This window comes from Streptomyces sp. NPDC030165 (assembly GCF_055573595.1).
This window is the reverse complement of the sequence record NZ_JBVIBD010000004.1, coordinates 146,305-172,680: the sequence shown is the minus strand read 5'-3', so window position 1 is coordinate 172,680 and position 26,376 is coordinate 146,305. Positions and strand designations below refer to the sequence as shown.

Here is a 26,376-nt window from a genome sequence, read left to right as displayed (position 1 = left end):
GGAGGATGTAGGGTCACCCCACCGTGGGGGTGGCTCCGGGCCTGGGGAACCCGCTGGATGGTGGTCCCCCGGGAGCCCCGGACCGGCCGGGGAACAAGACCCCGGTTCGCGCCGGCCTTCTGAGCGGAAAGGCGGCGCGGACCGGACCCCAGGGCTCCGGCGGCGGTACGCGCACAGGCAGGGGACGGCCTGCGTGCCGCCGTCCGGAGCCCGACATGTGAGAGGCAAGAACGGGAGTGGGAATGACTTCGACGGGCGCGGCAGCGGGAGCGGCCAAGGGCGCGGGCGTACGCGCACAGGTCCGTACACGGGACGGCTGGGCGGTGCAGCACGCGGTGCTGACCGTCACCGACATGACCGGCACCCAGGTGCTGCGCGCGGCGGCCGACGAGGACGGCGCCGTACGCGACGCGCAGCCGCTGGCCCCCGGCCCGTACACGGTGATCGTGACGGCCGTCGGCTACGCGCCGGTCGCCTCCAGCGCGATCGTGACGGCGAGCGGCCGGATGGACGTCGGCAATGTGACGCTGGCGCGGCAGGGCGGGACGGAGCTGCCGCCGCCCGGCGCCTGGACCATCGACCCGATGCACTCGACGGTCGCGGCGACGGCCCAACACCTCGGCATCACCAGCGTGCACGGCCGCTTCCTGGACTTCGCGGGCCGCATCGAGATCGCCGAGGACCTGGACAAGTCGTCGGTCCGGGCGGTCATCAAGACGGCCTCGATCGACACCGGCAACGGGATGCGCGACGGGCACCTGCGGACCGGGGACTTCCTCGACGTCGAGCAGTACCCGGAGATGACCTACGTCAGCACCGGCCTGGAGCCGGCCGGCCCGGACCGCTGGACCGTGCACGGCGAGCTGTCGCTGCGCGGCGTGGTCCGCCCGGTGGACCTGGACCTGAGCTACCTCGGCACAGGACCCGACCCGTGGGGCGGCGTGCGGGCGGCCTTCAACGCCACCGCCGAGCTGCGCCGCGAGGACTTCAAGATGAACTACAACCAGGTCGTCGCCGCCGGTATCGCGGCGATCGGCACGACCCTGAGGGTCGAGCTGGACATCCAGGCCGTACAGGGCGAGACGCTGCCCACGGCCTGACGATCCGCGGCCCCTCCCCCCGACCGGGGCCGCACGCGACGGTGCCCCGCCCTTTGCACTGCAAGGGGGCGGGGCACCGTCGTACGGGACAGCCCGTCAGTCGGTCTTGCACTTGCCCGAGGTGGGGCTCAGCAGCGGGACAATGTCGAGAATACTGTTGCCGCAGACATTCACGCCGAGGTCGATCGGCACCTGGATGGCGTTGCCGGACAGGACACCGGGCGAGTTGGCGACCTTGGCCCCCGCACCTGCGTCGGCAACGGCGGTACCGACGCTACCGAGGACGGCGGCGACGGTCAGGACACCCGCGCTGATGGCAGTACGAACGCGCATGTAGAGCTCCTTACGCTGCGCTGAAGAATGATCAGATAAGAGGTTCACGCGGCGCCGTGATCGGAAACCGCCGCTCCCGCCGATGCCCACGTTCGGCGGGAGGCCTTCACACGTGTGGACGCGCGCAGCGTTCGTACGGGGGCGGGGGGTGGTAGGGGCGTTTTCCGCTACCTCGGAGGGGTCTGATCCGGCTGGTCGGCGGGGGAGCCGGCGCCATGGTCCGGAGCGCCGGCGGCGGCCGCCGCCATCCGCTCCCGTTCCCGCATCGCCTCGATGCCCGCGATCTGCAGCTCCAGGGCGAAGGCGAAGTCCTCGTCCAGCCTCCGTTCCGCGGACATGTCCTCACGGGCGTACGTGGCGTTGACGGACAGCTCCATCGTCTCGGCGAACCGTGGCCGGCCCTGCACCGCCTGCACGACCTGGTGGAAGTACTCGTCCAAGGTGGTGCCCTCGGCCCGGCAGCGGGCACGGTGCTGGCCCTGGATGCTGCAGAACCCGTAGACGAACTGGTAGACCGCCGCCAGCGCGCCCGACGTCGACTCCTTCGACAGGCCGCTGCGAGCCATCACGCGCAGGGTCGCGTTGGAGAATGCCATCGAGCGCGGCCCGAAGTTGAGGTACTCCCCCAGGAGCCTCGGCAGCCACGTGTGGGCGAGCAGCAGCTTGCGGTACTCGTGGGCGAGGTGGCGCAGCTGGTCGCGCCAGTCGGCCCGCTCGTCGGACTCGTCCGGCAGCTCCAGCTCGCCGGCCACTGCGTCCATGGCCAGTTCGAGCAGGTCGTCCTTGGTGTCGACGTACCAGTAGACGGACATGGCCGTGACACCCAGTTCGGCGGCGAGGCGGCGCATGGAGAACTTCGCCAGGCCCTCGGCGTCCAGCAGCCGGACCGTGGCCGCGACGATCTTGTCGAGGTCCAGTCCGGCCGGCTGGTCCGCCTTCCGTCTCGCCGGGGGGCGCTCGGCCAGCCACACGCTCTTCGGCTGCTTCCCGGCGCGGCTCGAAGTAGCTGCCATCTCGCGCCCTCCCTCTCGTTCACGCAGTGGTACGCAGTCGATGCTATTCCGGCCGTGCGGCGGACGGTCCCGGGCGTACGGGGTCGTCTTCCGGACGGACGGTGTCGTCTTCCGGGGCGGTGGACGCGGATACGGCCGCCTCGGCAGCAGGCACTCCGGAATCAGGGGTTCCGGCAGCGGAGTCCTCGGAACCCGAGGCTCCGGAGCCGGGCGCCACGGGGCCGCCGCGCTCCGCACGGCGCAGCAGGAACGCCGCGAGCAGCCCGCCGAGGAAGACGGCGGCCGCGCCCACCAGTTGGCTGGTGCCGATGCCGGAGGCGAAGGCGTCGTGGACGGCCGCCCGGTCCGCGTCCGTACGGGCCATGGCCAGCGCGGCCGGCAGCGAACCGGCGCCCAGGGCGACCGCGGGCAGCAGAGCGGCGAAACGGGAGTTGAGGACCGCGCCGAGGACGGCGACGCCCAGGCCCTGGCCGAACTCCATCAGCGTGCCGTTCACGCCCGCGCCCACACCGGCCTTCTCGACCGGGATCGCCGACATGATGGCGTTGGCCATGGTGGGCATCGCGAACGCCACACCCACACCCATCAGCAGCAGGCCGAGCAGCATCCCGCCGTAACCGTCGCTGCCGAGGGTGGCGATGGCGGCCAGACCGCCGGCCAGCAGACTCATGCCCGTCACGATCATGCCGGGGGTGCCCAGCTTGGGCAGCAGCCGCACGCCCAGGCCGGTGAAGTTCAGGACGACGACCATCAGCGCCAGCGGCGCCATCCGCAGCCCGGCCTCCAGCGGCCCGTACCCGAGGACCAGTTGCAGGTGCTGGGTGAGCAGGAACATCGACCCGCCCAGGCCGAACGCCACCAGGATCCCGCCGGACACCGCGCCGATGAACCGGCTGTTGCGGAAGAAGTGCATGTCCAGCATCGGATTCGGTATGTGCAGCTCCCACAGCGCGAAGACGGTGAGGCCCACGACGCCGACGGCGGCGGAGGCCAGCACCCGGCCGGAGAGCCAGCCGCTCTCGGGCCCGGAGATGATGGCGAAGACCACGCCCACCATGCCGATCATGGAGAGCAGCGCGCCGACGAGGTCGGGGCGGTCGCCACTGGGGTTCTTCGACTCGGGGACCAGCCGCAGTACGGCGACGAGGCCGATGAAGGCGACCGGGATGTTGATCAGGAACAGCGAGCCCCACCAGTAGTGCGCCAGCAGGGTGCCGCCGATCAGCGGCCCGGCGGCGAACCCTAGCGAGTTCACCGAGCTCCAGATGCCGATGGCCTTCGGGCGCTCGGTGTCGTCGAAGATCTGCATGACGACGGCGAGCGTGGTCGTCATCAGCAGCGCGCCACCGACACCCATGCCGGCGCGGGCCGCGATCAGCTGGCCGGGCGACTGGGCGAGGGAGGCGGCGAGCGAGGCGACGCCGAAGAGCACCAGGCCGAGGGCGAGCATCTTCTTGCGCCCGTACCGGTCGGCCGCGTTGCCGGCGGTGAGCAGCAGACCGGACTGGACCAGCGAGTACGCGTTGAGCATCCACTGGACGTCGGCGGTGGTCGCGCCCATCTCCGAGGTGAGCGAGGGGACGGCGACGTTCAGGACGGTGTTGTCGAGCAGGACGGTCAGCTGCGCGAGGCAGATGACGGCGAGGATGAGCCAGCGGGTGGGATTGCGGGCCGGGCTCGCGGGCGACGCGGCGCCGGAGGCCACGGAGGACATACAGGCTCCCTGTACGGAGTGATCGAGCGGATCGGTGCGGATCGCGCGGGTCGGTGCGGATCGGTGCGACCAGCGGGACATCTACACCGTACAGGGAGCGCTATACGCCGTACAGCCAATTATCGGGGACACCGCTCGGCGCGGCCGTTTACATCACGAGGCGGGTTGCGTCAGGTCGTACAGCGTCGTACTGCCGACGGTCACCTTCTTGAAATTCTTCTCGACCCAGCTCGTGATGTCGGACGAGGTGGACTTCTCGGCGCCGTTCGCACCGAAGAAGCCGCCGCCCGAACCACCGCCGACGAAGTAGTGGATCTTTCCCTGGCGTACGTACTCCTTGAACTGTGCGAGCGTCGGCGACGGGTCACTGCCGTTGAAGCCGCCGATGGGCATGACCGGCAGCCGGGTGGCGAGCTGATAACTGGCGGCGTTCTGGGAGCCGATGGCGGCGGCGGCCCAGGTGTACGCGCCGGCGTCCTTCCGGAGGGCGGCCTTGGCCTTGGCGCTGACCTGCTGGCCGTTGAGGAGGCCGCCCAGGGCGTTGTGGCGGGCGCCGCCGCGCTGGCCGGGGGGTGAGCCTTGGCCTTGGGTGGGGCCGGGCTTATTGCCCTGGCCGGGTGGCGGGCCGCCCTTGCCGCCCTGGTTACCTTGGCTCCCCTGGCCTCCCTGACCTCCCTGGCCGCCTTTCCCGCCCGGCCCGGCCCCTCCGATGATGATCATTCCGCCGTGCCGGCCCCCGGCGCCCTCGACCGTCGGGCCCGCGGTGACGATCGACCCGGTGTGCGGGGTGGCGACCGTGTTCGCCGCGTACGCCACCGGGCCGCCCAGCCCCGCGGTGACGCCCAGACCGGCGGCCACCACGGCCAGCCGCCGGCCCAGCCGTACGGACAGCAGCAGCCCCAGCACGGCTGCGGCGCCGACCACCGGAACCGACCAGCGCAGCCACGGCAGCCACTGCGGCGAGCGGGCCAGCAGGACGTACGCCCAGGCGGCCGTCACCGCGACCGTGCCCGCGAGGACCAGCACGGCGGCGGTACGGTCGCGCCGCCGCCACAGCAGCGTCGCGCCCATCGCGACCAGCGCCGCGATGTACGGGGCCAGCGCGATGTTGTAGTACTGATGGAAGATCCCGGACATGAAGCTGAACGTCGCGAACGTGATCAGCAGGGCGCCGCCCCACACCAGGAACGCCGCCCGCGCGGCATCGGTCCGCCCGGCCCGCCGCAAGCCGACCAGCCCCGCGACCAGCAGCAGGAACGCGGCCGGCAGCAGCCAGGAGATCTGGCCGCCCATGTCGGAGGTGAAGAGCCGGGTGATGCCGGTGTCACCCCAGCCTCCCCCGCCCCCGCCCCCGCCTCCGCCGGGGCGGCCGCCGCCCACACTGCCGGCCTCGTCGCCGTTGATGCGGCCGAGACCGTTGTAGCCGAAGGTCAGCTCCAGGAAGCTGTTGCTCTGCGATCCTCCGATGTACGGGCGCGAACCGGCCGGCCACAGTTCGACGATCGCGACCCACCAGCCGCCGGACACGGCCATCGCCAGCCCCGCGAGCAGGAGTTGGCCGAACCGGCGGCGCAGCCGCGTCGGCGCGCAGACCGCGTACACCACCGCCAGCGGCGGCAGGATCAGCCACGCCTGGAGTGTCTTCGTCAGGAAGGCGAGACCGAAGCAGACACCCGCCAGCACCAGCCACTTCGTCCGGGCGTCCTCCAGGGCGCGCAGCACGCAGTACACGGCGCACACCATGAGCAGGCACAGGAGCGCATCGGGGTTGTTGAAGCGGAACATCAGGGCGGCGACCGGCGTCAGCGCGAGCAGCGCCCCCGCGAACAGCCCGGCACCCGCGCCGAACCGGCGCCGTACGGCCGCGTACAGCACACCGACCGTGGCGACGCCCATCAGCGCCTCCGGCACGAGGATCGCCCACGAGCTGAGCCCGAAGAGCCGCACGGACATGGCCATCGGCCACAGGGCGGCCGGGGGCTTGTCGACGGTGATGGAGTTGGCGGCGTCGGAGGACCCGAAGAAGAGCGCCTTCCAGCTCGCGGAACCGGCCTGGGCGGCCGCCGAGTAGAACTGGTTCGCGTAACCGGACGCGCCGAGGTCCCAGAGGAAGAGCGCGGCGGACGCGAGGAGCAGCGCGGCGAGGGCGGGGCGGGCCCAGCGGGGGGAGGCGGGGGGCGGGGTGGGTTCCGGGGGCGGGGAGGCGGCTTCTCGGGTGGGGGCCTCGGGCGGGCCGGACGCTTCATCCGGTCCGGGCGCCTCAGCCGGCTGGGTGAGGCGGGGGTGGTGCGTGGTCATCGGGCGCTCCTGCCGGGGTGGTGCGGGTTATTCCGTACGGCGGTGGGGCGGCTCGGTGCGGCAACGGGGCGGCCCGGTACGGCAGCGGGGCGGCCCGGTACGGCGGTGGGGGCCTCCCGTACGGCGGTGGGGGCCTCTCGTACGGCGGCGGGGGCCTCCCGTACGGCGGTGGGGGCCTCCCGTACGGCATCCCCGCCCCCGCCCTCGCCACCTTCCGCCCGCTCCCGCTCCCGGCCCGTGAAGACCCACGCCCGGAAGAGCAGGAACCGCAGCAGCGTCGCCGCCAGGTTCGCGGCCACCAGCACCGCCATCTCGGTGCCGTGCGCGGGGTCGCCGGTCGCGGCGTCCAGCGCGGCCAGGGACCCGCTGGTCAGGGCCAGGCCGACGCCGAAGACGACGAGCCCCTGGGCCTGGTGGCGTACGGCGCGCTCACGGCCCCGTACGCCGAAGGTCAGCCGCCGGTTCGCCGCCGTGTTGCCGATCGCCGACAGCAGCAGCGCCGCGGCGTTGGCCGGCTGCGGCCCGACGCCGAGCCGGAAGAGCGAGTAGAGGCCCAGGTAGAAGAGCGTGCTCAGGGCGCCGACCACACAGAAGCCCATGATCTGGCGGGCCAGGCCACGCGGCACGCCCGCCAGTTCACGGTCGCGCGGGTCGTCGCCGAAGGGGCGCGTGAGGCGGTCCAGCGGCAGCGCGCCGGTCGCCAGCGCGCGCCCCACGCGCCAGACGCCCTTGAGGTCCTCGGTGGCCGTCCGCACGATGTGCACAGTGCTGTCCGGATCGTCCACCCAGTCCACCGGCACTTCGTGGATGCGCAGGCCGGCGCGTTCCGCGAGCACCAGCATCTCGGTGTCGAAGAACCACCCGCTGTCCTCGACCATGGGCAGCAGCCGCTCGGCGACGTCGCCCCGTACGGCCTTGAATCCGCACTGCGCGTCGGAGAAACGGGCGGCCAGCGAGCCGCGCAGGATGAGGTTGTAGGAGCGGGAGATGAACTCCCGCTTGGGGCCGCGCACCACGCGTGAACTGCGGGCGAGACGCGAGCCGATGGCCAGGTCGGAGTGGCCCGAGATGAGCGGGGCGACCAGCGGCAGCAGCGCGTTCAGGTCGGTGGACAGGTCGACGTCCATGTAGGCGAGCACCGGCGCGTCGGAGAGGGACCACACGGTGCGCAGCGCCCGGCCGCGGCCCTTCTCCTCCAGGCGTACGGCCGTCACCTCGTCGATCGCCTCGTCCAGCGACGCGGAGATCTCGGGTGTGCGGTCCGTGCTCGCGTTGTCCGCGACGGTGATGCGGAAGCCGTACGGGAAGGTGCGGGAGAGGTGGTCGTGGAGCCGGCGTACGCACGGCTCCAGGTCGGACTCCTCGTTGTAGACGGGGATCACGACATCGAGCACCGTGTCGATCTGGCCGAGGCGCAGATGCTCACGGGGCGGCAGGGAGCCCAGGGGGGTGTGGGCCGGCTGTGTCGTCGTCATGGCACCGACACTCGCCAAGCGCGCTGTCACCCTTGTGTGGTGCTGCTGTGCCCAGACTGTGAATGGGCGTATTCAAGAGGCGTACGGGAATGCTGAGGGGCGCGTGTGGCGTCGCGCGCCGGTCCGTCGGCGGGCAGCCGTACGCGGAAGACGGTCCGTCCGGGCACGCTCTCCACCCCGACCGTGCCGCCGTGCGCCGCGACCACGGCCTGCACAATGGCCAGCCCGAGGCCGGTACTGCCGCCGCCGGCCCGGGGACTCGCGCTCTTCGTGTTCCTCGTGGTGCTCTTGGTGGTCGTGGTGCTCGTGCTGCTCGCGTCCCGCGGGCTGCTCATGGGGCTCGTACCGCCGCCCGTGCGGGATCGGGAGGCGTCGCCGCGGGCGAAGCGCTCGAAGACGTGCGGCAGCAGCTCGGGGGGCACGCCGGGACCGTCGTCCCGTACCTCCAGGCGGACGAAGTGGCCCACCCCGGGCAGCGGCATCTCGCGCCGCAGGCAAGCGACAACCGTGGTGCCTTCCGGGGTGTGCGTACGGGCGTTGGCCAGCAGGTTGACCAGGACCTGGTGCAGCCGGTCGGCGTCCGCCCGTACGGGCACGGGGTCGACCGGCAGCTCCAGGCGCCAGTTGTGGCGCGGCCCTGCGGCACGGGCGTCGCTGACGGCGTCCACGACGAGCGGCGCGAGATCGGTGTACTCGTACGACAGCGGGCGCCCGGAATCCAGCCTGGCGAGCAGCAGCAGGTCCTCCACCAGGCCGGTCATCCGTTCCGCCTCGGACTCGATGCGCCCCAGGGCATGCCGGGTGGCCGGGCCCGGCTGCTCGCGGCCCCGCCGGGTCAGCTCGGCATAGCCGCGTATCGAGGCCAGCGGGGTCCGCAGCTCGTGGCTCGCGTCCGCGACGAAACGGCGGACCCGCGTCTCGCTCTCCTGCCGGGCGGCGAGCGCCGAACCCACGTGCCCGAGCATCCGGTTGAGCGCCGCGCCGACCTGCCCGACCTCCGTCCGCGGATCCGCCTCGGCGGCCGGTACCCGCTCGTACAGCGCCACCTCGCCACGGTGCAGCGGGAGTTCGGAGACGCGGGTGGCGGTGGCTGCGACCCGGCGCAGCGGCCACAGCGCGATACGGACCGTGGCGGCGCCCGCGAGACCGGCGGCCACCAGACCCGCGGCCGTCACACAGACCTCGACGACGACCAGCCGCCCGACGACGTCCTGCACCTCGCCGGACGGCAGACCGACCAGCGCGGAGTCGTCCGGCGCCGACTCGACGCGGTAGTCGCCCAGGTCGGGCAAGGTGACGGTGTGCGGACGGCCGTCGCGCGGCACCGCGGCCAGCGCCCGTACCTGCTCATCGGTCAGCGTGAACAGATTCTGCGCCGGCAGCGGCTTGCGCGCGTCGATGCTGCGGGCGGCGGCGGTCACATCGCCCTCGGGGGAGAGCCGCGCCCCGACGGTGCCGATCGGCTGACCGGGCCCGGCGATGAACCCGAGGTCCCGGTGGCCGGTGATGTCACCCTGCCGGCCGACGGAGTGCCGGGCCGACTCGCGCAGCTTGCCGTCGAGCTGGTTCTGAAGGTACGAGTGCAGCGCGATGGTGGTGACCGTACCGATCACCGCACAGACCACCGCGATCAGCAGAACCGCCGACACCACCAGCCGGGTCCGCAGGCTCCAGCGGCGCGGCCGCAGCCTGACCCGCCGGGGACGACGGTGCCGACGGGCCCTGGGACCGCCGACGGCAGCCGCGGCCACCTGCCCGGAAGCCACGCCAGCCGTGCCCTGGCCCGCGACAGCCTGCCCGGCACGCGCGCCAACCGTGCCTGGACCCGCGGCAACCGACGCCCGGCCTGCGGCAGCCACTCCCGGACCCGCGGCTGTCGGCCCGGCGTTCACGGCCGTCGGTCCGGCGCTTGCGGCCGTGGCTCCGGCCACCCGTTACTCGCCCGGCTTGATCAGGTATCCGGCGCCACGGCGCGTGTGAATCATCGGGCTGCGGCCCGCGTCGATCTTGCGGCGCAGGTACGAGATGTACAGCTCCACGACGTTGGCCTGGCCGCCGAAGTCGTAGCTCCACACCCGGTCCAGGATCTGCGTCTTGCTCAGCACCCGGCGCGGGTTGCGCATCAGGTAACGCAGCAGCTCGAACTCGGTGGCCGTCAGGTGGATCTCCTGGCCGCCCCGCCACACCTCGTGGCTCTCCTCGTCGAGCAGCAGGTCGCCCACCGAGAGCAACGACTCGCCGCGTCCCGCCGCCGCGCCCGCACGGCGCAGCAGACCGCGCAGCCGTGCCACCACCTCCTCCAGGCTGAAAGGCTTGGTCACATAGTCGTCGCCGCCCGCCGTCAGCCCGGCGATCCGGTCCTCGACCGCGTCCTTGGCGGTCAGGAACAGCACCGGCACCTCGGGCAGTTCGTGGCGCAGCCGCCCCAGTACGGTCAGGCCGTCCATGTCCGGCAGCATCACGTCGAGCAGGACCGCGTCCGGCCGCCACTCACGTGCCGCCCGCAGTGCGGCCGTACCGTCACCTTCCGCGCGGATGTCCCAGCCCTCGTAACGCAGCGCCAAGGAGAGCAGTTCGGCGAGCGACGCCTCGTCGTCGACGACCAGCACCCGTACCGGGCTCCCGTCGGGACGCAGCAGCTCGGCACGCTTCTTGGCGGTGGATGTGGACGCTGTCACGGTCATGCTGTCGAGGCTGACCACCCCCTCTGAGAGCCGTCTTGCGCGTATCTGTGAATCTCCTGAGAAACACCCGTCACCGCAGCACTGCTTCAGTGGGACCGGACTGGGCCGCCCCCCGCGCGGTCCAGCCGGTCACCACTGGAAACAGCATCGCACCCACCACTGACAATCGCCCTGACCTGCGGCTTCGCCCCGAAAAGCCGTCCACCGGCGCCTCGGAGAACCGCCCGGCACCACCCCGAACCGAACGGCACCCGCCCCCGCCCCGCCGCCATACGGGCCCCGTACCCGTCCCCACCGCCGTACGAGCCCCGCCCCCGCCCTCACCCGGCCCCCGTACGAGCGCCCACGCCACCAACCGCCCCACGCCACTCCCCCGGCCCTTCCCTTCACCCCGACGTCAACCCGTACCGTTCCGGGATGAAGCTCCTCGCTCTCAACGGCAGCCTGCGCGCCCGCTCCTCCAACGGCGCCGTCCTGCGTTCCGCCCTCGCGCTGACCGACGCCGCGTCAACCGTCGGCGAGCTCTCCGCGCTTCCCCATTTCAACCCCGACCTGGACACCGAGGACGCCACACCGCCCGCTCCGGTGGCCGCCCTGCGCCACGCCGTGGCCGAGGCGGACGCCGTACTGGTCGTCAGCCCGGAGTACGCCCACGGCGTCCCCGGCGTCCTCAAGAACGCCCTCGACTGGCTGGTCAGCAGCGCCGAGTTCCTGGGCAAGCCGACCGCGGTGCTGACCGCCTCCCCCTCACCGGCCGGCGCCGGGTACGCGCACGAGCAGCTGTGCGAGACCCTGCGCATGATGTCCGCCGACGTGGTCCCGGACGCCTGCCGCAACCTCACGGCCATCGGCCCGAAGACCGACCCGGCCAACGGAACCGTGACCGACCCCGCCACCCTCCAGGAACTCCGCACGGCCCTGGCAGCGCTGGCGGCGGCCCTCCCCGGCTCCGCCCCCGCTCACATCCCCAACAGCCGCGCCGCGTTGCCGTGACAGACACCGCGATGCCAGTCGTCCCCTCCGTCCCCGTCCCCTCCCTACAGCCTCCACCGTTCCACCGCCCCCCTCCGTCCCCTCCCCTAGAACAAACTCCCCTGCTCCTCACCCGCCCCGCCCTTCGGAGCCCGCACCACCGCCGTGGTCACCCCACCCACCGCACTCCGCAACACCCACCCAGCCAGCAGCCGCCCGTCCACCACAAAGACCCCGGTCCCACCCTCAGTGTCCTCAACGCCCCGCACATACACGTCAGTTCCCACCGCCGCCACCACAGTCCCCACGACCTCCTCCCCCGCGGCCAGCCCCGCGATCTCCCCGGCCCCCGCCGGGATCCGCGCGAGCCCGAAGGCCTCCGTGTGGTCCGTCCACGCGAACGCGGCCGGTTCCAGCGCCTCCGGCCACCCCGTCAGCCCGCATGCCGCACCGTGCAGGCCTGCCAGCGCTGCCACCCGGTCCGGCACCGGCGGCAGCGCGGCGCGCGCCGCCCGCTTCTCCGCCTTGCCGAACCGGTCCCGTACGTCCAGCGCGCTGCCCAGCAGCGCTTCCGCCCGCCGCGCGGCCATCAGCGGCCCGTACCCGAGCCACGCGTACGTGACCGCCCCCTGCTCCACCAGGCGTGCCGCTCCGCGCTCTGCCGCCGTGATGCCCACCTTCAGCAGGCCGGGCCCGAAGTACGCCAGGTAGACGCCGTACGTACGGGGATCGTCGGCCATCGTGTCCGCCGCCACCGACCGCGAACGGTCGAGCCGAGCGCAGTCCGCGCACTGGTCCCGCGTAGCCCCGCCGTCGATCACCGCCGCGTACGGGCAGGCCGTCCACCGCGCGCCCCGCCGCACCCCGAGGCACCGCCGCTCGCCCGTCACCACGAACGCCAGGGCCTTGCCGGCGGTCAGGGCGCTGCGCCGCCGAGCGCCGCGCCCGGGGCAGTACCAGCCGAGCCCCGGTTCGTCCCCGGCCCAGCTCGGCCCCGTACACCACCAGTCACTCGCACCACTCACGCCTGTCCCCTCGCCTCAGACGCACCCGCCACTCCCACCGCACCAGCTCCCGCCGAATCGACCGCCGCCCCCACCGCACCGGAGGCGCCCCCCACCGGACCACCCGCCGCTCCCCTGAAGGTGCCGCGATACGCACTGGGCGACACACCGACCGCGGCCTGGAAGTGCTGCCGCAGCGAAGCCGCCGTACCGAATCCGGCGTCCGCCGCCACCCGGTCCACCGTCAGCTCGGTCTCCTCCAGGAGCTGCCGGGCCCGCTCGACGCGCTGCTGCGTCAGCCACTGCAGCGGCGAGACCCCGGCCTCCTCCCGGAACCGCCGGGTGAAGGTCCGTACGCTCATCGCCTCGCAGGCCGCCAGTTCCCGCAGGGACAGCGGCCGGTCCAAGTGCTCCAGCGCCCAGGCGCGGGCCGCGGCCGTCGAGGAGTACTGCGGTTCGGGCACCGGCCGCCGGATGAACTGGGCCTGCCCGCCCTCCCGGTGCGGCGGCACGACCGTACGCCGCGCCACTTCGTTGGCCACCGCCGCCCCGTGATCACACCTGATCATGTGCAGGCACAGGTCGATCCCCGAAGCGACCCCCGCGGCCGTGAGTACACCCTCCTCATCCGTGTACAGAACATCCGCATCCAGCTCCACCGCCGGGAACAGACGCCGGAACTGCTCCGCCGACCGCCAGTGCGTCGTCGCCCGCCGCCCCTCCAGCAGCCCGGCCGCCGCCAGCACGAATGATCCGGTGCAGATCGAGGCGACCCGGGCTCCGGGACGGATACGCGCCACCGCCCGCGCCATTTCCTCGCTCAGGCAGCCGTCGTCCGTCCCGTAGTCCTGCTCCGAGGCCGGCACCACGACGGTGTCGGCCTCCGCCAGCGCCTCGGGCCCGTTCCGCACGTGGACCGTGAAATCCGCGTCCGTACGAAGCTCCCCCGGCTCCGGCGCACACGTCACCACCTCGTACAGCCGCCGACCGTCGGCCGCCTCGGCGTACCCGAAGAGCCGGTGCACGATCCCCAGCTCCATCGGCAGCAGCCCGTGCCGCACCAGTACGGCGACCCTGTGCCGCCCGTCCTCCGCGAAGACACTCATGGCCCGATCCTTGCACACCATGGCCATCCGGCCACTGGCCCGCCCCAACCCACCGCCCCCAAGATCGAAGCAACCGGATCCGCTCATCTCATCCCCGACCACTCTCGCCCTTGGAAGGTTCCCCATGAAGGTCCTGTGGCTCGCCGCCCACCCCGAAGAGCACTCCCTGAACGGCTCCCTCAAGGACGAGGGCCTGCGCACCCTGCGCGACCACGGCCACGAGGTCCGGCTCTCCGACCTCTACGCCATGAAGTGGAACCCGGTCGTCGACGCCGGCGACTTCGACCACTCCCCCGAGGAACGCCTCCGTGTCGGCAACGCCTCCGAACGCGCCTTCACCAGCGGCGCCTTGAGCCCCGACATCCGCGCCGAGCAGGAGAAGCTCCTCTGGGCCGACACCTTCGTCGTCCAGTTCCCCCTGTGGTGGTACGGAATGCCCGCGATCCTGAAGGGCTGGTTCGACCGCGTCTTCGTCAAGGGCTTCGCGTACGGCATCAACGACCCCGCCACCGGGCAGGCCCTCCGCTACGGCGACGGCCCGCTCACCGGCAAGCGCGCCATGGTCGTCGTCACCGCCGGCGCCCGCCCCTCCTCCATCGGCCCCCGAGGCGTCAACGGCGACCTCAACGACCTGCTCTTCCCCCTCCACCACGGCACCTTCTGGTACACGGGCATGAGCGTCGTCCCGCCCTTCCTCGTCCCCTCGGCCGACCGGATAACCCCCACCACCTTCAAGGACACCGCCGACCGGCTCCGCACCCGCCTCCTGGACCTGCCCTCGACCCCGCCCCTCCCCTTCCGCCGCCAGAACTCCCCCGACTACGACCCGGAAACCCTCACCCTCCGCCCGGACCTCGCCCCCCACACCACCGGCCCGGCCCTGCACTACACGGACGCCCGGTAACCCGCACACGCCCATGCAAAAAAGACCGGTCCGGCACGTTTCCGTGCCGGACCGGTCTTCGCAGTAGCGGGGACAGGATTTGAACCTGCGACCTCTGGGTTATGAGCCCAGCGAGCTACCGAGCTGCTCCACCCCGCGTCGGTTCCCCAGACACTACGCCACTCCCGCCCCCAAGGGAAATCGTTGCTCCACGCCTCGCCAGAAGGCCCACGCCCCTCCCGACCCGCCCCTGTCCCGATCCGTCAGCAACCATGACAAAGCGGCGCGTCACGCCCACTCCGACGGCGTCAGGGGTTGTCGCGGTTGCCCAGTCCTGCCGTCGCCCTCTCTTCGAGCGCCTCAACCAGGATGACGAAGACGAACGGTTTTTTGGTAACTTCCTGCCTTCATGAAACCCACGACTGCTATTCTCCACGCATGACCCTCGAGGAACAGATCAGCGGTTATCGGCGACAAATTGCAACCGATTCCTACCCGATGTCAATCGGGGAACTGTCGAACCTTTACCGTGACGGCGAGATGGACATCCATCCAGAATTCCAACGAATTTTCAGGTGGGAAGAGGGGCAGAAGAGCCGGCTGATTGAGAGCATCCTTCTGGGTATTCCATTGCCTAGCGTCTTCGTGGCGCAGAACGAGAACGGCGTCTGGGATGTAGTCGACGGCGTGCAGCGCCTATCCACGATCTTCCAGTTCATGGGAATCTTGAAAGACGAGGAGGATAAGCGCTACAAGCCGCTCATCTGTTCCTCTGCGCCGTTCCTGTCGCTGCTGGAGGGCTGCTCCTACGAGCCTACAGAGGGAGCCGAGCGTTCACTAGATGCCACTCAGCGACTCGACTTCAAGCGCGCTCGCGTGGACATGAAAATCATCAAGAGGGAGAGCGACAACCGGGCGAAGTACGACCTCTTCCAGCGACTCAATTCATTCGGCTCTGTTGCGACTCCTCAGGAGCTCCGCAATTGCCTGCTCGTCAGCATGAGCAAGCATCACTTTGAATGGCTTACCGAGGTTTCTCAGACCCCTGCTTTCCTGGATGCTTTGGAACTCCCCGATCGCCTCATTGATGAGCGCTATCATATGGAGCTGGCACTTCGCTTCATTTTCCTTCGCCAGCTTCCCGAGCCAGGGATCGCATCGATCGGGAACATTGGCGACTTCCTGACTGCCGAACTCGTCACATTTACCGAGTATGACGCTGCGCGCCTCGACATGGAGAGCGAAATCTTCAAGCGCGTATTCGAGGTGATCGTCGAAGCGGGCGGAGCGGAGATTCTGCGACGCTGGAACCCTGCAAAGGGGCGTGCGGAAGGCCCGTTCTCCCTGACCGCGTTCGAGGCCATTGCGCTTGGCATGGGTTATGGCCTCCCTAACATCGAGCCGGATCCTTCCGAAGTGCAGAGCAAGAGGACAGAGCTGTGGCTGGCCCCTGCCTTCTCCGCTCGCCACGCGACTGGCGTGCGCGCTGACCAGCGAATGAAAAAGACCATCCCCTTCGGTCGGCAGCTCTTCGCGCGCTAAACGGAGAGCACTCGTGGACCTACAAAAATTCAGCGAAAAGGTTCAGAAAGACCTAGGTCACCGCAAGCTAGAGCTATCCCGCCTAGCTGTGGCCATCCAAACGCCCTCCACCGGCCAGCCGCATAAAAATTTGATGTGCCGAGCCACAGTCGTCTTCACATACGCCCATTGGGAAGGATTCATCAAAGGCGCCAGCGCCCTGTACATCAAGCATATCAACGGGCAGCAGGTCCCTGTTCACGAACTCAAAAACTGCTTCCAGGCCGCATACGTCGCAAGTCACTTCAAGCGCGCCCAAAAAAGTTCGAAAGTCAGCTTTCTGGATGAAGTCCTGTCATCGATTGATGCGGACCGGGCAAAAGTTTTCTCCATATCCCCGGAAAAATGCATTGACACTGAGAGCAACCTGTCATCGACTGTTTTTCAGTCGCTCGTCACTGGATTGGGGCTTCCCTATCTGGACGCTTATTCAACCCGTCAGGCTTTCATCGACGAGAAACTCGTTCATGGGCGGAATCAAGTAGCCCACGGCGAGCTGACTGTGTTCAATGAAACGGATGCCGCTGAGCGACTCAGTTCCGTGCGCGACCTCTTGGACCTCTACGCCAATCAGCTGCTTGATGCCGCTCGGGACAGACTGTACGTAGCTTCCTGTTGACAGAAAAATCGAGTTCCCTTCGCATGACAGAGACCTGGCCCACGGTGATCTGTCGGCCCTCCGTGCCAGCCAACCGGATTGGTCGGCTCCGGAATCTCCCGGCCTGGGGCCCGCTGTAAGAGGTCGTAACAAAGGCGTCGGACGTGTCGGTGGGTGATGAGGCAGGTGGCGAGGCCGAGGAAGGCTTCGTGGATGTCGTCGCGTCGTTCCCAGCGGATCCGTAGCCGGCGGAAGCCGTGGAGCCATGCGATGGTCCGCTCCACGACCCACCGGTAAACGCCGAGGCCGGAACCGTGTGGGACGCCGCGGCGGGCGATCACCGGTCTGATGCCCAGCGCCCGGACGAGACGGCGGTACTTGTCGTGGTCGTAGCCGCGGTCGCCGAGCAGGCTGTCAGGTCGGTTGCGTGGCCGTCCTACCAGGCCGGCGACCGATGGGATCTTCTTCAGCAGGGGGATCAGCTGGGTGACGTCGTTGCGGTTGCCGCCGGTCAGCGAGACGGCGAGTGGAATGCCCCGGCCGTCGACGATGAGGTGGTGCTTGCTGCCCGGACGTGCTCGGTCGACCGGGCTGGGGCCGCTTTGGGGCCCCGGCGAGCGGCCCTGACGTGAGAGGAGTCGATCACCGCCCGCGACCAGTCCAGCTTCTTCCCGACCCGCAGCTTCTTCAGCAGCACCAAGTGCAGTTCGTCCCAGACGACGGCATCGTTCCACGCAGCCAGACGCCGCCAGTAGGTCATCCCGGAGCCGAAGCCCAGCTCCTGCGGCAGGTACTCCCACTGGATCCCGGTATGCAGCACGAACAGGATCCCGCAGAGTGCCTGCCGGTCCGGCACCCGGGGGCGTCCCTCCACCTGCTTCGGCACCGGCTCGGGCAACAGCGGCTCGAGGAGCGACCACAGTTCATCCGACACGATCCACGGCCGCGACTGACGTTTCCCCACGGCCGGACCAACGACTACCCGAACCGAAAGTCACATGATCAACAGCTTCTGTTAGGACCTCTAATACTCCAGTGGGACTTCACCATTCCCGCTGGTCAGACGCGGTCTTTCGAGCCTAGCGGGCGGACGGTGCCCCACGGGCCGGTTTCGGGATGCCGCGTCAGTCGCGGACGCGTCTGCGGTAGTGGCAGGCGCGGGCGATGGCCTGGTGGCGTCTGCGCCAGCGGGACCAGGTCAGTGCGCCGCCACCGCGGTGCGCCGGCCGGGGGCGGACAGCAGCCAGCAGACGCCGGACCTCTGCCACGGTGAGCGGGGCCAGGCCGGCTGTGTCGTTTCGGCCGCCCCCTTTTTGACCGCGGCCGCGGCCATGGCGGCGAGAAAGGCGTGCGCGAGCATGGCCAGGGTGATGTGCCGATACCAGCCTGGGTAGCGGCGCACTTCGTACTGGTCCAGGCCGCACTGGCCCTTGGCGGCCTGGAAGCACTCCTCGATCGCCCAGCGGGAGCCGGCGACACCGACCAGCCTTTCAACGGCAGTGCCAACGGGCGCGTAGGCCAGGTAGTAGGCGATCTCGTCGAGACGCCTGAGACTGCGACGGGCCAGCACCCATCGCTCGTGCGTGGGCGGATCAGGGTCGAAGACGATATTGACAGGCAGCTTCGCCGCGGCCCAGTCGTAGACGCGCGGTCCCTTGGCACCGTCGCCGCAGGACAAGATCTGCCAGGCGTCGTCCGGCGCATCAGCGATCACCTGGTCGATGCGCCAGATCCCGAACAGCGACTTCAGCTGCTGGGACTTGGGCACCGCGAGCACGCAGCCGACCTGGGCCTGCTCGAGCAGGTGACGAAAGCGCCACTCCTGCCCGTAACGACTGTCGGCGCTCCCCCAGGCGATCGGCAGCGACGAGGCCAGCACCCGCAGGACCAGGGTGTGGGCCAGTTGCCCCTTGGTGGCGAAGCCACGCTCGGCCGGGATGCGGGCGGCCCGGCAGCGGTCCCCATCCTTCGTCTACTACTTGGGCAGATACAACTCCCGGTCCACCAGCGCCCGCCCCCGACTGGAGACATAGGCGGCGAAGACGCCGATCTGACAGTTCTCGGTCCGTCCGGCCGTGCCGGAGTACTGCCGCTGCACCCCGACCGAGACGGTGCCCTGCTTCACGAACCCGGTGTCGTTGACGATCAGGACCCCGTCCGGGGTACCGAGCTTCTCGGCAACGTAACTCTGCACGTCATCGCGCAGCTCATCGGGGCCCCACCGGCTCCACGACAGCAGGTGCTGCAGGCCGTAGGGGCCGTTGTGACCGGCGTACTCGGCCAGCTGCCAGCTGTTCTTGCGGCTCACCGGGCCCAGCAGGCCCCGCACGTAGTCCCGCATCCGACGCCGCACCTCGACCCGGCCGAACCTTCCACCCACCCGCAGGAACAGGTCTTCGAGCTCTGCACTCCAGCCCCCCGTGACAAAGTCCGCCATCATGCCCCGAGCCTGAGCGTTCCACCCCGCTGTCCACGGCGGCACCCCGAAACCGGCCCGTGGGGCACCGTCCGCCCGCTAGGCTCGAAAGACCGCGTCTGACCGGCGGGAATGGTGAAGTCCCACCGCAGTACTAAGAGCAGGGCGAGCTCATTGTCCGGGCTGCCGGGACGTGTGCGAGGTGACTGACAGGCTCAAATCCGAGTGTCGGTGCCGCAGCCAGGGGAAGCGGCGAGCGGGCGCCCGCTCGCCGCTGCTGCGCCGCTGAACGTGTTGTGAGGCGTATGGCTCCCCCCGGGCGTTCCAGGCCGATCCTGTCGCTTCGCAGGGTCGGTCTGCCCCAGGCGGTGGCGGAGGACGAAATCAAGACGGACGCGGCCTCCCTGATGGAGGCGCCGAAGCAGCTTCAGCGGTTGCTGTACCTCGCTGCTGTACCGCACGACAAAACCCCCGCCCGGATGACCCGGCGGGGGCTTTGACCTGCTGTGCGCTCGGCAGGATTCGAACCTGCAACCTTCTGATCCGTAGTCAGATGCTCTATCCGTTAAGCTACGAGCGCTTGGCTTTCCGGCGGTTTTTCTTGCCGGTCGGCGTTGCGGGAACAACATTACATGAACCACGCCGTGAGGCGAAATCCGATTGCTACACCCCCTCTGACCTGCGGAAACACCCTGTGGGTGGCGGGTGGGGGCTACTCGGGCCAGGCGGTGGAGTCGAGGATCCGTACGAAGTCCGGACGGGTGTGGTGGGGGGCGAGGCGGGCCAGGACGTCGGCCGCGACGGTGCCGGTGGTGGTTTCGGGGCGGTGGGCGACGGCCCGGTGGAGGGCGCGGAGGATGCGGCGCTTGAAGTCGGGGCGGGGGTGGGCCGTGAGGATCTCGGTGCGGGTCTGCGGCGGGAGGGTGTCGTAGCCGATGCCGAGGACGTCGAGTTCGTAGCCGGTGGCGAGGAGGGCGATCTCCGGGGCCATGCGGTGGGGGATCTCCGGGGTCGTGTGCAGGGCCACGGCTTCCCAGGCGAGGCGGGCGCGGGCCGGCGGAGCGCCGTGGGCGGTCAGGAAGCGGTGGGCTTCGTCGGCGCCGTCCAGTTCGAAGCGCTGCCGGGAGGAGCGGTACCGGTCGGTCAGGCCGAGGCTGTGGAAGAGGGCGCCGACGTAGAGAACTTCCGCGTCGAAGGGCAGGCCCTGGTCGCGGCCGTGCCGGGCGCCGAAGAGATAGACCCGGCGGGAGTGGTGGTAGATCAGTTCGTCGGTGGTGTTCCGGATCAGCTCGGTGGCCTCTCTGGCCAGGGCGGAGTCCGGGAGGGGGATGCCGGCGATGTGGGTGTGGGTGGTGTGGGCGGTGTGGGTTGCGCGGCGGATTGCGGTTGGGGAGGAGAGTGAGGGCGGGGGTGGGGATGAAGGCGGGGGCTGGGCGGGGGGATGGGGCTTGTCCCGGTCGGGTGGCATGGGGACAGGGTCGCTCGGGGAGGGGCGCCGCGCCCGGGGGATTTCGGCCAGGTGGGGTCGTGGCCCGTACGGCGGGGATTGCGTGCACAGCGCGGCGGAGAAAAGCGTTCAGGCCCCGGTCGTGATGACCGGGGCCTGAACGCAATGGAGCGGAGGCGGAGGGATTTGAACCCTCGATGGGCTTTAAGACCCAAACCGCATTAGCAGTGCGGCGCCATAGACCGGACTAGGCGACGCCTCCACACGCCTCGACCGCGCGCAAGCGCGATGTGGCGTGACCAGATGATGGCACAGCTCGGCGGGCTGTCACCAATCGACCCCTACGGTACTCGGCGGACGGGCCGAGCGGCAAAGGTCTTTACGGGGTGGTTCGGGTGCCTGCCGCACGATCTTCGGGCAGGGCGGGCGTCGCATAGGGGGTGGGTCCGCGTACGCGTACGAGCCGGGCTCCGTACGGACCGGCCCCGTGCCGGCCAGGCGCTGCGCCCCGCCGATCGAACGGCCCTCAAACAGCGCGCCGGCCGGTACGCCACGCGCAACGTCGGCCCCGGTGGCGCGTTAGACGCTGCGGGGGCGGACGGGTCCCGGCAAGGGGGCCCGCGTACCGCCCCCGCACCACCCGTCCCCGTACCCGTACCTCCAGGAGCCCGTGATGCCGTTCCACCGGCTGTCCCGCTTCGCCACGGCTGCCACCCCCGCCGTCGCCGCCCTCACGCTGATGGCGCCGGCCGCCGCGTCCGCCGCCCCCGCCGACGTCTCCGTCGGGTCCCCGTCCGTCACGGCGCCCCTGCCGCTGCTGTCGCACTCCTCCGACCACCTCACGATCACGGTCAGCGACACCGGCAAGGCGGCCGCGAACGGTACGTACGAGCTGTACTGCCACCCGGCGCGCGGCACCCACACCGACGCGCGCGGTGCATGCGCCAAGCTGGACAGCCTGACGCGGTGGGGCAAGGACCTGTTCGCGGGCGTGCCGAAGGGCAGCAAGTGCACGATGCAGTACGGCGGCCCGGCCACCGCGCGGGTCACCGGGACCTGGGCGGGGCGCAGGGTCGACGCCCAGTTCAAGCGCACCGACGGGTGTGAGATCAGCCGCTGGGACCGGTTCGTGCCGGTGCTGCCCTCGGTCGCTTCGTGACGTAGAAGCGGGCCAGTTCAGGACGCGGGGCACATGTCGGGCGTGCGACGAGTCGCACAATCCCGTGGCATTACCTCCTCGTCATCCGTCTCCGCGTCCACATCCGGTGCCCGTAGACTCCCTTCCAGTGACCCGCGGCGGACGTGGCGGCGGGCTCGGCAAGGTGCGGTAACTGCAGGGAGGAAGCGTCGTCGTGAGCAGCAGGCCATCCCGAGGCGCTGCTCGCCTCGCAGCCATACTCGACGCTCTGCCGGACGCGTTGCTGCTGGTGAACTGCAACGGCACGGTCGTCAACGCGAACGCCATCGCCCTGGAGACCTTCGAGGCCCCGGGCACCGCCCTGGTGGGCCGCGGGCTGCTGGACCTGCTGCCGTCCTTCGACTCCAAACGCATCCCCGGTTCGATGCGGCGCCACGACGAGCAGGACCAGGGCCCGCGGACGAAGCCCACCCGGATGGTGGCGCGGCGTACCGACGGCAGTGAACTGCTGGTCGAGGTGACCAGCGCGAACCTGGAGGACGGCCGGACCCCGTACGAGTCCGCCTTCGAGGCCGCGTACGCCGACCACCGCAACGGCTACACCGGCGACGAGCTGCTGATGCTCGTCGTACGGGACCTCACCGGGACGCTCGACACCGAGACCGAGCTGGCCCGCCAGCAGCGACAGACCGAGATGATCCTGCGCGCGGCGGCCGAGGGCGTCGTCGGCGTCGACTCCGACGGCAAGGTCGTCCTCGTCAACCCGTCCGCCGCGCAGATCCTCGGCTACCGGGCCAGCGAGCTGGGCGGCAGGGAACTGCACCCGCTCATCCACCACTCGCGGGCCGACGGCACGCCGCTGCCCTGGGAGGAGACGCCGCTCGCCGACTCCCTGCGCTCCGGGCGCAAGCACCGGGTGCGGGGGCAGGCGCTGTGGGCCAAGGACGGCCGGTCGGTCCCGGTGGACCTGACGACCGCGCCGGTGCGCGACGGCGACCAGCTCGTCGGCGCGGTGATGACGTTCACCGACCGGCGCCCCTACGACGCGCTGGCGGCGCGCCACACGCAGCTGCTGGCCGTACTGGACCAGTCGCTGCGCGGCCCCCTGGAGGAGCTGAAGGCGGAGCTGGGCACGCTGGCGTCCGACCCGGCCGGCCAGCTGTGGCCGGAGGCCAACCAGATCCTGCACCACCTCGCCGCCGGGTACGCGCGGATGACGACGCTCGTCGACAACGTGCTGAGCTACCAGCGGCTGGACGCGGGCGGCGAACGACTCACGCGCGCCAAGGTCTCGCTCGACGGGGTCGTGGCGGCCGGCGTCGAGGGCGCAATCGAGCTGATCGGCCCGGGCCGCGCGCAGTTCGCGGTGCACGCGCCGCCGATCGAGGCCGAGGTGGACGCGGAGCGGCTCGCGCAGGCGCTGTCCCACCTGATCGCGGACGTGGCGGGCGTGGACGCCACGGGCAAGACGTCCGGCGGTACGGCCGAGGCGACCGCCTCCGGGGACTCGACGATCGTGGTCGCCGCGGCGCAGCGTGGCGAGGTCGTACGGATCGAGGTGCGCGGCCCGTACGGCGGCGGCAACCCGGTCCACGCGCCCATCGTGCGCGGCATCGTGCGGCAGCACGGCGGCGTACTGCAGACGCACGAGGTGCCGGGCGCGGGCGGCAGCGCGTACGTGCTCGAAGTGCCGGTGACGGCCGGTGGCGCGCCGGTGTCCGGCGCCGCGGGCCCGGACCGGGCGCGCGAGGCGACGGGCAACGAGACGACGGTGATGCCGGTGCCCGCCGAGCGGGCTCGCGGGACACAGCAGACGCAGGGCCGGGGGGCCGACGGGGCCAAGGCCCAGGGGGCTCAGGGGGCCCAAGGGGCGCCGGGGCAGACGGCGCACGCTCAGGGCGCTGAAGGGGCCGCGGCCGGTTCCGGGGCCCCGGATGCGTCCGGTGCGGCGGGTGGCGGTACGGCCCGTACGGACGGTGGGGCCGAGGGCCCGCCGACCGGGCGGCGCAGGGCGCGGCACGGTGACGTGCCGGAGCAGCAGCCGGGCGGCGGCCCCGCGGCGGCCGGGAACGGCAACGGCCAGGTGCCCCGGTCCCGCAGCGAAGCCGATGCGGCCGGGCCGCAGGGCACGGGCGGCACCGGCGTACGCGGTACGGGTCCTGGCGGCGACGGGCGTCCGGGTACGCACCCGGGCATGGCCGGCGCACCCGGAATGCCGCAGGGCATGGCCGGGGCCGAGGTCGTACCGCCGGGAGGCCGGCGCCGGGTCCAGCAGGACACCCAGGGCACACAGGGCGCACAGGGCACACCGGAGGGCGGCGCACGAGCCGCGCTCCCGGCGGCCGCCGGCGGCCCGCAGAGGCAGGCTCAGGCGCACGGACAGGGGCCGGGGCAGGGGCCGGGACAGGCACAGCAGCTCGGGCAGGGTCCGGGGCAGGGGCAGGCGGTGCACGCCCAGGCCGGTCATGCCCAGGCCCACCCGGCCCAGGCTCAGGCCCAGGCGGTGCAGGCTCAGGCCCAGGTGCCGGCGTCCGGGCGCCGGGCACGCAGGGCGCTGGCCGACACGGCCGAGCGCCCCATCCCGAACCAGTCGCAGGCCCCCGCCCGCACCGCGCACTCGGCCTTCGCGCTGCCGCCCGCCGCCGCGGACCAGCTTCCGCAGTCCCCGCTGCCCGGGCTGCCGGCCCTGCCCGGACAGAATTCCGGTCAGGATTCCGGTCAGGCCGATGGCCCGCGGGGCGGTACGGGCACGGGTACGGACGCGAGCGCGGGCAGCGGTACGGGCCGCCGCCGCGCGCGTCCCGGTACGCCCGGCGCGGCCGGTGATCCGGCCGGGGCGGTGCCCGAGCCGGGTGCGCCCGAAAGTGGCTGGGGCCCTGAGCCGACCGGCCGGCGCCGTGCGCGTCGGGCCGCCGCCGAGGAGCGGGCCGCTGCCGCGATGGCCGATTCGGAGTCGACGGGGACATTCGTCGCCGGGCCGGAGGGGCTGGTGGCGCACCCCATCGAGGACGGGCCGACGGCGGCTCCCGGAGCCGCTCCCACGGCTGCCCCTGGTACCGCTGCGGCGGCCGCTCCCGGTACCGCTCCGGCGGCCGGGGACGTTCCGCCCGCGCCGACCGGGCGGCGGCGTGGACGCCCCAGCCCGGTGGAGGCCGAGCAGGCCGAGCAGGGCGGCCAGGGACCGCAGCACCAGAACCCGGCTCAGCCGGCTCCCGCCGGTACGCCCGGGGACGGGCCCGGACACGAGATCGGCACCGGCCCCGTCGGCCCCGCCGAAGCCCCCGGTATGGCCCGGCCCGCCCAGCCCTCCGTACCGCCCGCGTCCGCCCCGTCCGACCCGTCCGCCCCTCGGCAGCCCATGCCCGCGTCCGCCTCCCCGGAGGCCGCGGAGGCCGCGGAGGCTCCGGAAGGTGACGACCTGGCGGGCGGGCCTGCCGCCGGTCACTCCCACGGGCGCGCGTTCAGTGTGCGTACGCTCGGGCAGGGCGTGCCGTTCTCGCAGCAGCTCGCCGAGCAGCAGCGTCCGGGGGCGCCCGGAGGTGCCGCGCCCGGTGCGCCCGCCGCGGGCTCGGGCCGCCGCCGCAAGCTGGCGCAGCCGCCGCAGGAGGGGGAGCGTACGGCCGCGTCCGACGCCGCCCCCGCCGAGGCCCGGCCGCACCCGCAGCCCGGCGCCCCCGCACCGGGACAGCCGCAGCCCCAGCCTCACCAGCAACAGGCGCCGCAGCAGCACCTGCTGAACGCCTCGGAGGGGCGCGCGTTCGCCGTCTCCGCGCCCGACGAGGGCAGCGAGGGCCCCGAGCCGCTGGACGGGCCGAACGGCGCCGTCGAGGTGACCGAGCCGCAGCCGCAGCCGATGGACGACGAGTTGCCGCCGGAGCCGCTGGACAACCCGCGCCGGCTGCTGGTCTGGCCCGCCCCGGACGTCTCCACCCAGCAGGCGCTGAGCGACCGCGGCTACCGTCCGGTCATCGTCAACTCCCGCGAGGAGGTGGACGCGCAGATCGCCGCGTACCCGGCGGCGCTGTTCGTCGATCCGCTGACCGGGCCGATCACCCGTACCGCGCTGCAGTCGCTGCGTACGGCGGCGGTGGCGGCCGAGGTGCCGGTGCTGGTGACGGCCGGACTCGGCCAGGCGACACGGGAGGCCGCCTACGGGGCCGACCCGGCCGTACTCCTCAAGGCGCTCGCCCCGCGCGACAGCGAGCAGCACCCGCCCCGGGTCCTGCTGACCGAGGAGAACGACGCCGTCGCCGGGGCGCTGACCGCCTCGCTGGAACGGCGCGGCATGCAGGTCGCGCGGGCGGCGACGGACGCGGACGCGGTCACGCTCGCGGCCCAGATGCGGCCGAACCTGGTGGTGATGGACCTGATGCAGGTACGCCGCCGCCGGGCCGGAATCGTCGACTGGCTGCGCTCGAACGGCCTGCTCAACCGCACCCCGCTGGTCGTCTACACGTCGGCGGACCTCGATCCGGCCCAGCTGCCGCGGCTCGCGGCGGGCGAGACCGTCCTGTTCCTGGCGGAACGCTCGACGAGCGCGGAGGTCCAGGCCCGGATCGTCGACCTGCTCGCCAAGATCGGTACGAACTGAGCGGACGGGTCACCGGGCGGCCG

The 26,376-nt window shown here is 71.5% G+C and carries 17 protein-coding genes, 3 tRNA genes and 2 pseudogenes; 7 read left to right on the top strand and 15 right to left on the bottom strand.

Going from position 1 to position 26,376, the window contains the following annotated elements; translation table 11 throughout:
- The first annotated feature begins 242 nt into the window (after positions 1–242).
- Complete coding sequence (locus ACZ4Z1_RS09640) at positions 243–1,100, top strand: YceI family protein (RefSeq protein ID WP_468486028.1); 858 nt, start codon at positions 243–245, stop codon at positions 1,098–1,100.
- 96 nt (positions 1,101–1,196) lie between these two features.
- Here the strand turns inward: ACZ4Z1_RS09640 and ACZ4Z1_RS09635 are convergent, their stop codons facing one another.
- The 7 genes from ACZ4Z1_RS09635 to ACZ4Z1_RS09605 all read right to left on the bottom strand — a co-directional run bounded on the left by ACZ4Z1_RS09635 (position 1,197) and on the right by ACZ4Z1_RS09605 (position 10,617).
- The gene (locus tag ACZ4Z1_RS09635; RefSeq protein WP_468486027.1) at positions 1,197–1,433 is read right to left on the bottom strand and encodes a chaplin; all 237 of its coding nucleotides are present in this window, start codon (positions 1,431–1,433) and stop codon (positions 1,197–1,199) included.
- A 167-nt stretch (positions 1,434–1,600) separates the two neighbouring features.
- Positions 1,601–2,446, bottom strand: coding sequence for a TetR/AcrR family transcriptional regulator (locus tag ACZ4Z1_RS09630; protein WP_468486026.1), 846 nt, complete (start codon positions 2,444–2,446; stop codon positions 1,601–1,603).
- 43 nt (positions 2,447–2,489) lie between these two features.
- Positions 2,490–4,160 (bottom strand): MFS transporter, encoded by a 1,671-nt coding sequence (locus ACZ4Z1_RS09625; protein ID WP_468486025.1) that lies wholly within the window; start codon positions 4,158–4,160, stop codon positions 2,490–2,492.
- 153 nt (positions 4,161–4,313) lie between these two features.
- Positions 4,314–6,458, bottom strand: a complete 2,145-nt coding sequence (locus ACZ4Z1_RS09620) for a glycosyltransferase family 39 protein (protein WP_468486024.1) — start codon at positions 6,456–6,458, stop codon at positions 4,314–4,316.
- Positions 6,455–7,933, bottom strand: a complete 1,479-nt coding sequence (locus ACZ4Z1_RS09615; protein ID WP_468486023.1) for a bifunctional glycosyltransferase family 2/GtrA family protein — start codon at positions 7,931–7,933, stop codon at positions 6,455–6,457. Before ACZ4Z1_RS09615 ends, ACZ4Z1_RS09620 begins: the two co-directional genes overlap by 4 nt.
- 26 nt (positions 7,934–7,959) lie before the next feature.
- Positions 7,960–9,588, bottom strand: a complete 1,629-nt coding sequence (locus ACZ4Z1_RS09610) for a sensor histidine kinase (protein ID WP_468486303.1) — start codon at positions 9,586–9,588, stop codon at positions 7,960–7,962.
- Between the two features lie 279 nt (positions 9,589–9,867).
- Positions 9,868–10,617 (bottom strand): response regulator transcription factor, encoded by a 750-nt coding sequence (locus ACZ4Z1_RS09605; RefSeq protein ID WP_468486022.1) that lies wholly within the window; start codon positions 10,615–10,617, stop codon positions 9,868–9,870.
- Between the two features lie 417 nt (positions 10,618–11,034).
- Here ACZ4Z1_RS09605 and ACZ4Z1_RS09600 point away from each other — a divergent pair, with 417 nt between their 5' ends.
- Entirely contained in the window at positions 11,035–11,610 is a 576-nt protein-coding gene (locus ACZ4Z1_RS09600) for an NADPH-dependent FMN reductase (protein WP_468486021.1), read from the top strand.
- Positions 11,611–11,696: 86 nt separating this feature from the next.
- Here ACZ4Z1_RS09600 and ACZ4Z1_RS09595 read toward each other — a convergent pair whose 3' ends face one another.
- Together ACZ4Z1_RS09595 and ACZ4Z1_RS09590 are read right to left on the bottom strand one after the other, a co-directional pair.
- Positions 11,697–12,614, bottom strand: a complete 918-nt coding sequence (locus ACZ4Z1_RS09595; RefSeq protein WP_468486020.1) for a DUF2797 domain-containing protein — start codon at positions 12,612–12,614, stop codon at positions 11,697–11,699.
- Positions 12,611–13,726 carry a GlxA family transcriptional regulator gene (locus ACZ4Z1_RS09590; protein WP_468486019.1) on the bottom strand — a complete coding sequence of 372 codons (1,116 nt, stop codon included), beginning with the start codon at positions 13,724–13,726 and terminating at the stop codon, positions 12,611–12,613. Before ACZ4Z1_RS09590 ends, ACZ4Z1_RS09595 begins: the two co-directional genes overlap by 4 nt.
- 97 nt (positions 13,727–13,823) lie before the next feature.
- Here ACZ4Z1_RS09590 and ACZ4Z1_RS09585 point away from each other — a divergent pair, with 97 nt between their 5' ends.
- Positions 13,824–14,603, top strand: a complete 780-nt coding sequence (locus ACZ4Z1_RS09585; RefSeq protein ID WP_468486018.1) for an NAD(P)H-dependent oxidoreductase — start codon at positions 13,824–13,826, stop codon at positions 14,601–14,603.
- 64 nt (positions 14,604–14,667) lie between these two features.
- On the opposite strand, the gene ACZ4Z1_RS09580 is transcribed toward ACZ4Z1_RS09585, so the two are convergent.
- Positions 14,668–14,741: transfer RNA gene (locus ACZ4Z1_RS09580), tRNA-Met, on the bottom strand.
- Positions 14,742–15,020: 279 nt separating this feature from the next.
- Between ACZ4Z1_RS09580 and ACZ4Z1_RS09575 the strand changes: the two genes are divergently transcribed.
- Together ACZ4Z1_RS09575 and ACZ4Z1_RS09570 are read left to right on the top strand one after the other, a co-directional pair.
- Entirely contained in the window at positions 15,021–16,124 is a 1,104-nt protein-coding gene (locus ACZ4Z1_RS09575; RefSeq protein WP_468486017.1) for a GmrSD restriction endonuclease domain-containing protein, read from the top strand.
- Positions 16,125–16,137: 13 nt separating this feature from the next.
- Positions 16,138–16,782 carry an MAE_28990/MAE_18760 family HEPN-like nuclease gene (locus ACZ4Z1_RS09570; RefSeq protein WP_468486016.1) on the top strand — a complete coding sequence of 215 codons (645 nt, stop codon included), beginning with the start codon at positions 16,138–16,140 and terminating at the stop codon, positions 16,780–16,782.
- A 134-nt stretch (positions 16,783–16,916) separates the two neighbouring features.
- Here ACZ4Z1_RS09570 and ACZ4Z1_RS09565 read toward each other — a convergent pair.
- From ACZ4Z1_RS09565 to ACZ4Z1_RS09545, 5 genes and pseudogenes are all read right to left on the bottom strand, one after another.
- Positions 16,917–17,725: pseudogene (locus tag ACZ4Z1_RS09565) on the bottom strand (IS5 family transposase); the annotation flags it as partial.
- A 234-nt stretch (positions 17,726–17,959) separates the two neighbouring features.
- Positions 17,960–19,201 (bottom strand): annotated as a pseudogene (locus ACZ4Z1_RS09560) (IS701 family transposase).
- Between the two features lie 483 nt (positions 19,202–19,684).
- Positions 19,685–19,757 (bottom strand) — tRNA-Arg (locus tag ACZ4Z1_RS09555).
- A gap of 132 nt (positions 19,758–19,889) precedes the next feature.
- Positions 19,890–20,645 carry an HD domain-containing protein gene (locus tag ACZ4Z1_RS09550; protein WP_468486015.1) on the bottom strand — a complete coding sequence of 252 codons (756 nt, stop codon included), beginning with the start codon at positions 20,643–20,645 and terminating at the stop codon, positions 19,890–19,892.
- A 150-nt stretch (positions 20,646–20,795) separates the two neighbouring features.
- A tRNA-Ser gene (locus ACZ4Z1_RS09545) sits at positions 20,796–20,886 on the bottom strand.
- A 411-nt stretch (positions 20,887–21,297) separates the two neighbouring features.
- On the opposite strand from ACZ4Z1_RS09545, the gene ACZ4Z1_RS09540 reads away from it, so the two are divergent.
- Both ACZ4Z1_RS09540 and ACZ4Z1_RS09535 read left to right on the top strand, forming a co-directional pair.
- Entirely contained in the window at positions 21,298–21,783 is a 486-nt protein-coding gene (locus tag ACZ4Z1_RS09540) for an SSI family serine proteinase inhibitor (protein WP_468486014.1), read from the top strand.
- A gap of 193 nt (positions 21,784–21,976) precedes the next feature.
- Positions 21,977–26,353, top strand: a complete 4,377-nt coding sequence (locus ACZ4Z1_RS09535) for a response regulator (RefSeq protein WP_468486013.1) — start codon at positions 21,977–21,979, stop codon at positions 26,351–26,353.
- Positions 26,354–26,376: the final 23 nt, after the last annotated feature.

What these genes read in the sequence shown, in the direction of transcription:
- ACZ4Z1_RS09640 (WP_468486028.1), top strand. Translation starts at nt 243, where the DNA reads ATGACTTCGACGGGCGCGGCAGCGGGAGCGGCCAAGGGCGCGGGCGTA.
- ACZ4Z1_RS09635 (WP_468486027.1), bottom strand. Translation starts at nt 1,433, where the DNA reads ATGCGCGTTCGTACTGCCATCAGCGCGGGTGTCCTGACCGTCGCCGCC.
- ACZ4Z1_RS09630 (WP_468486026.1), bottom strand. Translation starts at nt 2,446, where the DNA reads ATGGCAGCTACTTCGAGCCGCGCCGGGAAGCAGCCGAAGAGCGTGTGG.
- ACZ4Z1_RS09625 (WP_468486025.1), bottom strand. Translation starts at nt 4,160, where the DNA reads ATGTCCTCCGTGGCCTCCGGCGCCGCGTCGCCCGCGAGCCCGGCCCGC.
- ACZ4Z1_RS09620 (WP_468486024.1), bottom strand. Translation starts at nt 6,458, where the DNA reads ATGACCACGCACCACCCCCGCCTCACCCAGCCGGCTGAGGCGCCCGGA.
- ACZ4Z1_RS09615 (WP_468486023.1), bottom strand. Translation starts at nt 7,933, where the DNA reads ATGACGACGACACAGCCGGCCCACACCCCCCTGGGCTCCCTGCCGCCC.
- ACZ4Z1_RS09605 (WP_468486022.1), bottom strand. Translation starts at nt 10,617, where the DNA reads ATGACCGTGACAGCGTCCACATCCACCGCCAAGAAGCGTGCCGAGCTG.
- ACZ4Z1_RS09600 (WP_468486021.1), top strand. Translation starts at nt 11,035, where the DNA reads ATGAAGCTCCTCGCTCTCAACGGCAGCCTGCGCGCCCGCTCCTCCAAC.
- ACZ4Z1_RS09590 (WP_468486019.1), bottom strand. Translation starts at nt 13,726, where the DNA reads ATGGCCATGGTGTGCAAGGATCGGGCCATGAGTGTCTTCGCGGAGGAC.
- ACZ4Z1_RS09585 (WP_468486018.1), top strand. Translation starts at nt 13,824, where the DNA reads ATGAAGGTCCTGTGGCTCGCCGCCCACCCCGAAGAGCACTCCCTGAAC.
- ACZ4Z1_RS09575 (WP_468486017.1), top strand. Translation starts at nt 15,021, where the DNA reads ATGACCCTCGAGGAACAGATCAGCGGTTATCGGCGACAAATTGCAACC.
- ACZ4Z1_RS09550 (WP_468486015.1), bottom strand. Translation starts at nt 20,645, where the DNA reads ATGCCACCCGACCGGGACAAGCCCCATCCCCCCGCCCAGCCCCCGCCT.
- ACZ4Z1_RS09540 (WP_468486014.1), top strand. Translation starts at nt 21,298, where the DNA reads ATGCCGTTCCACCGGCTGTCCCGCTTCGCCACGGCTGCCACCCCCGCC.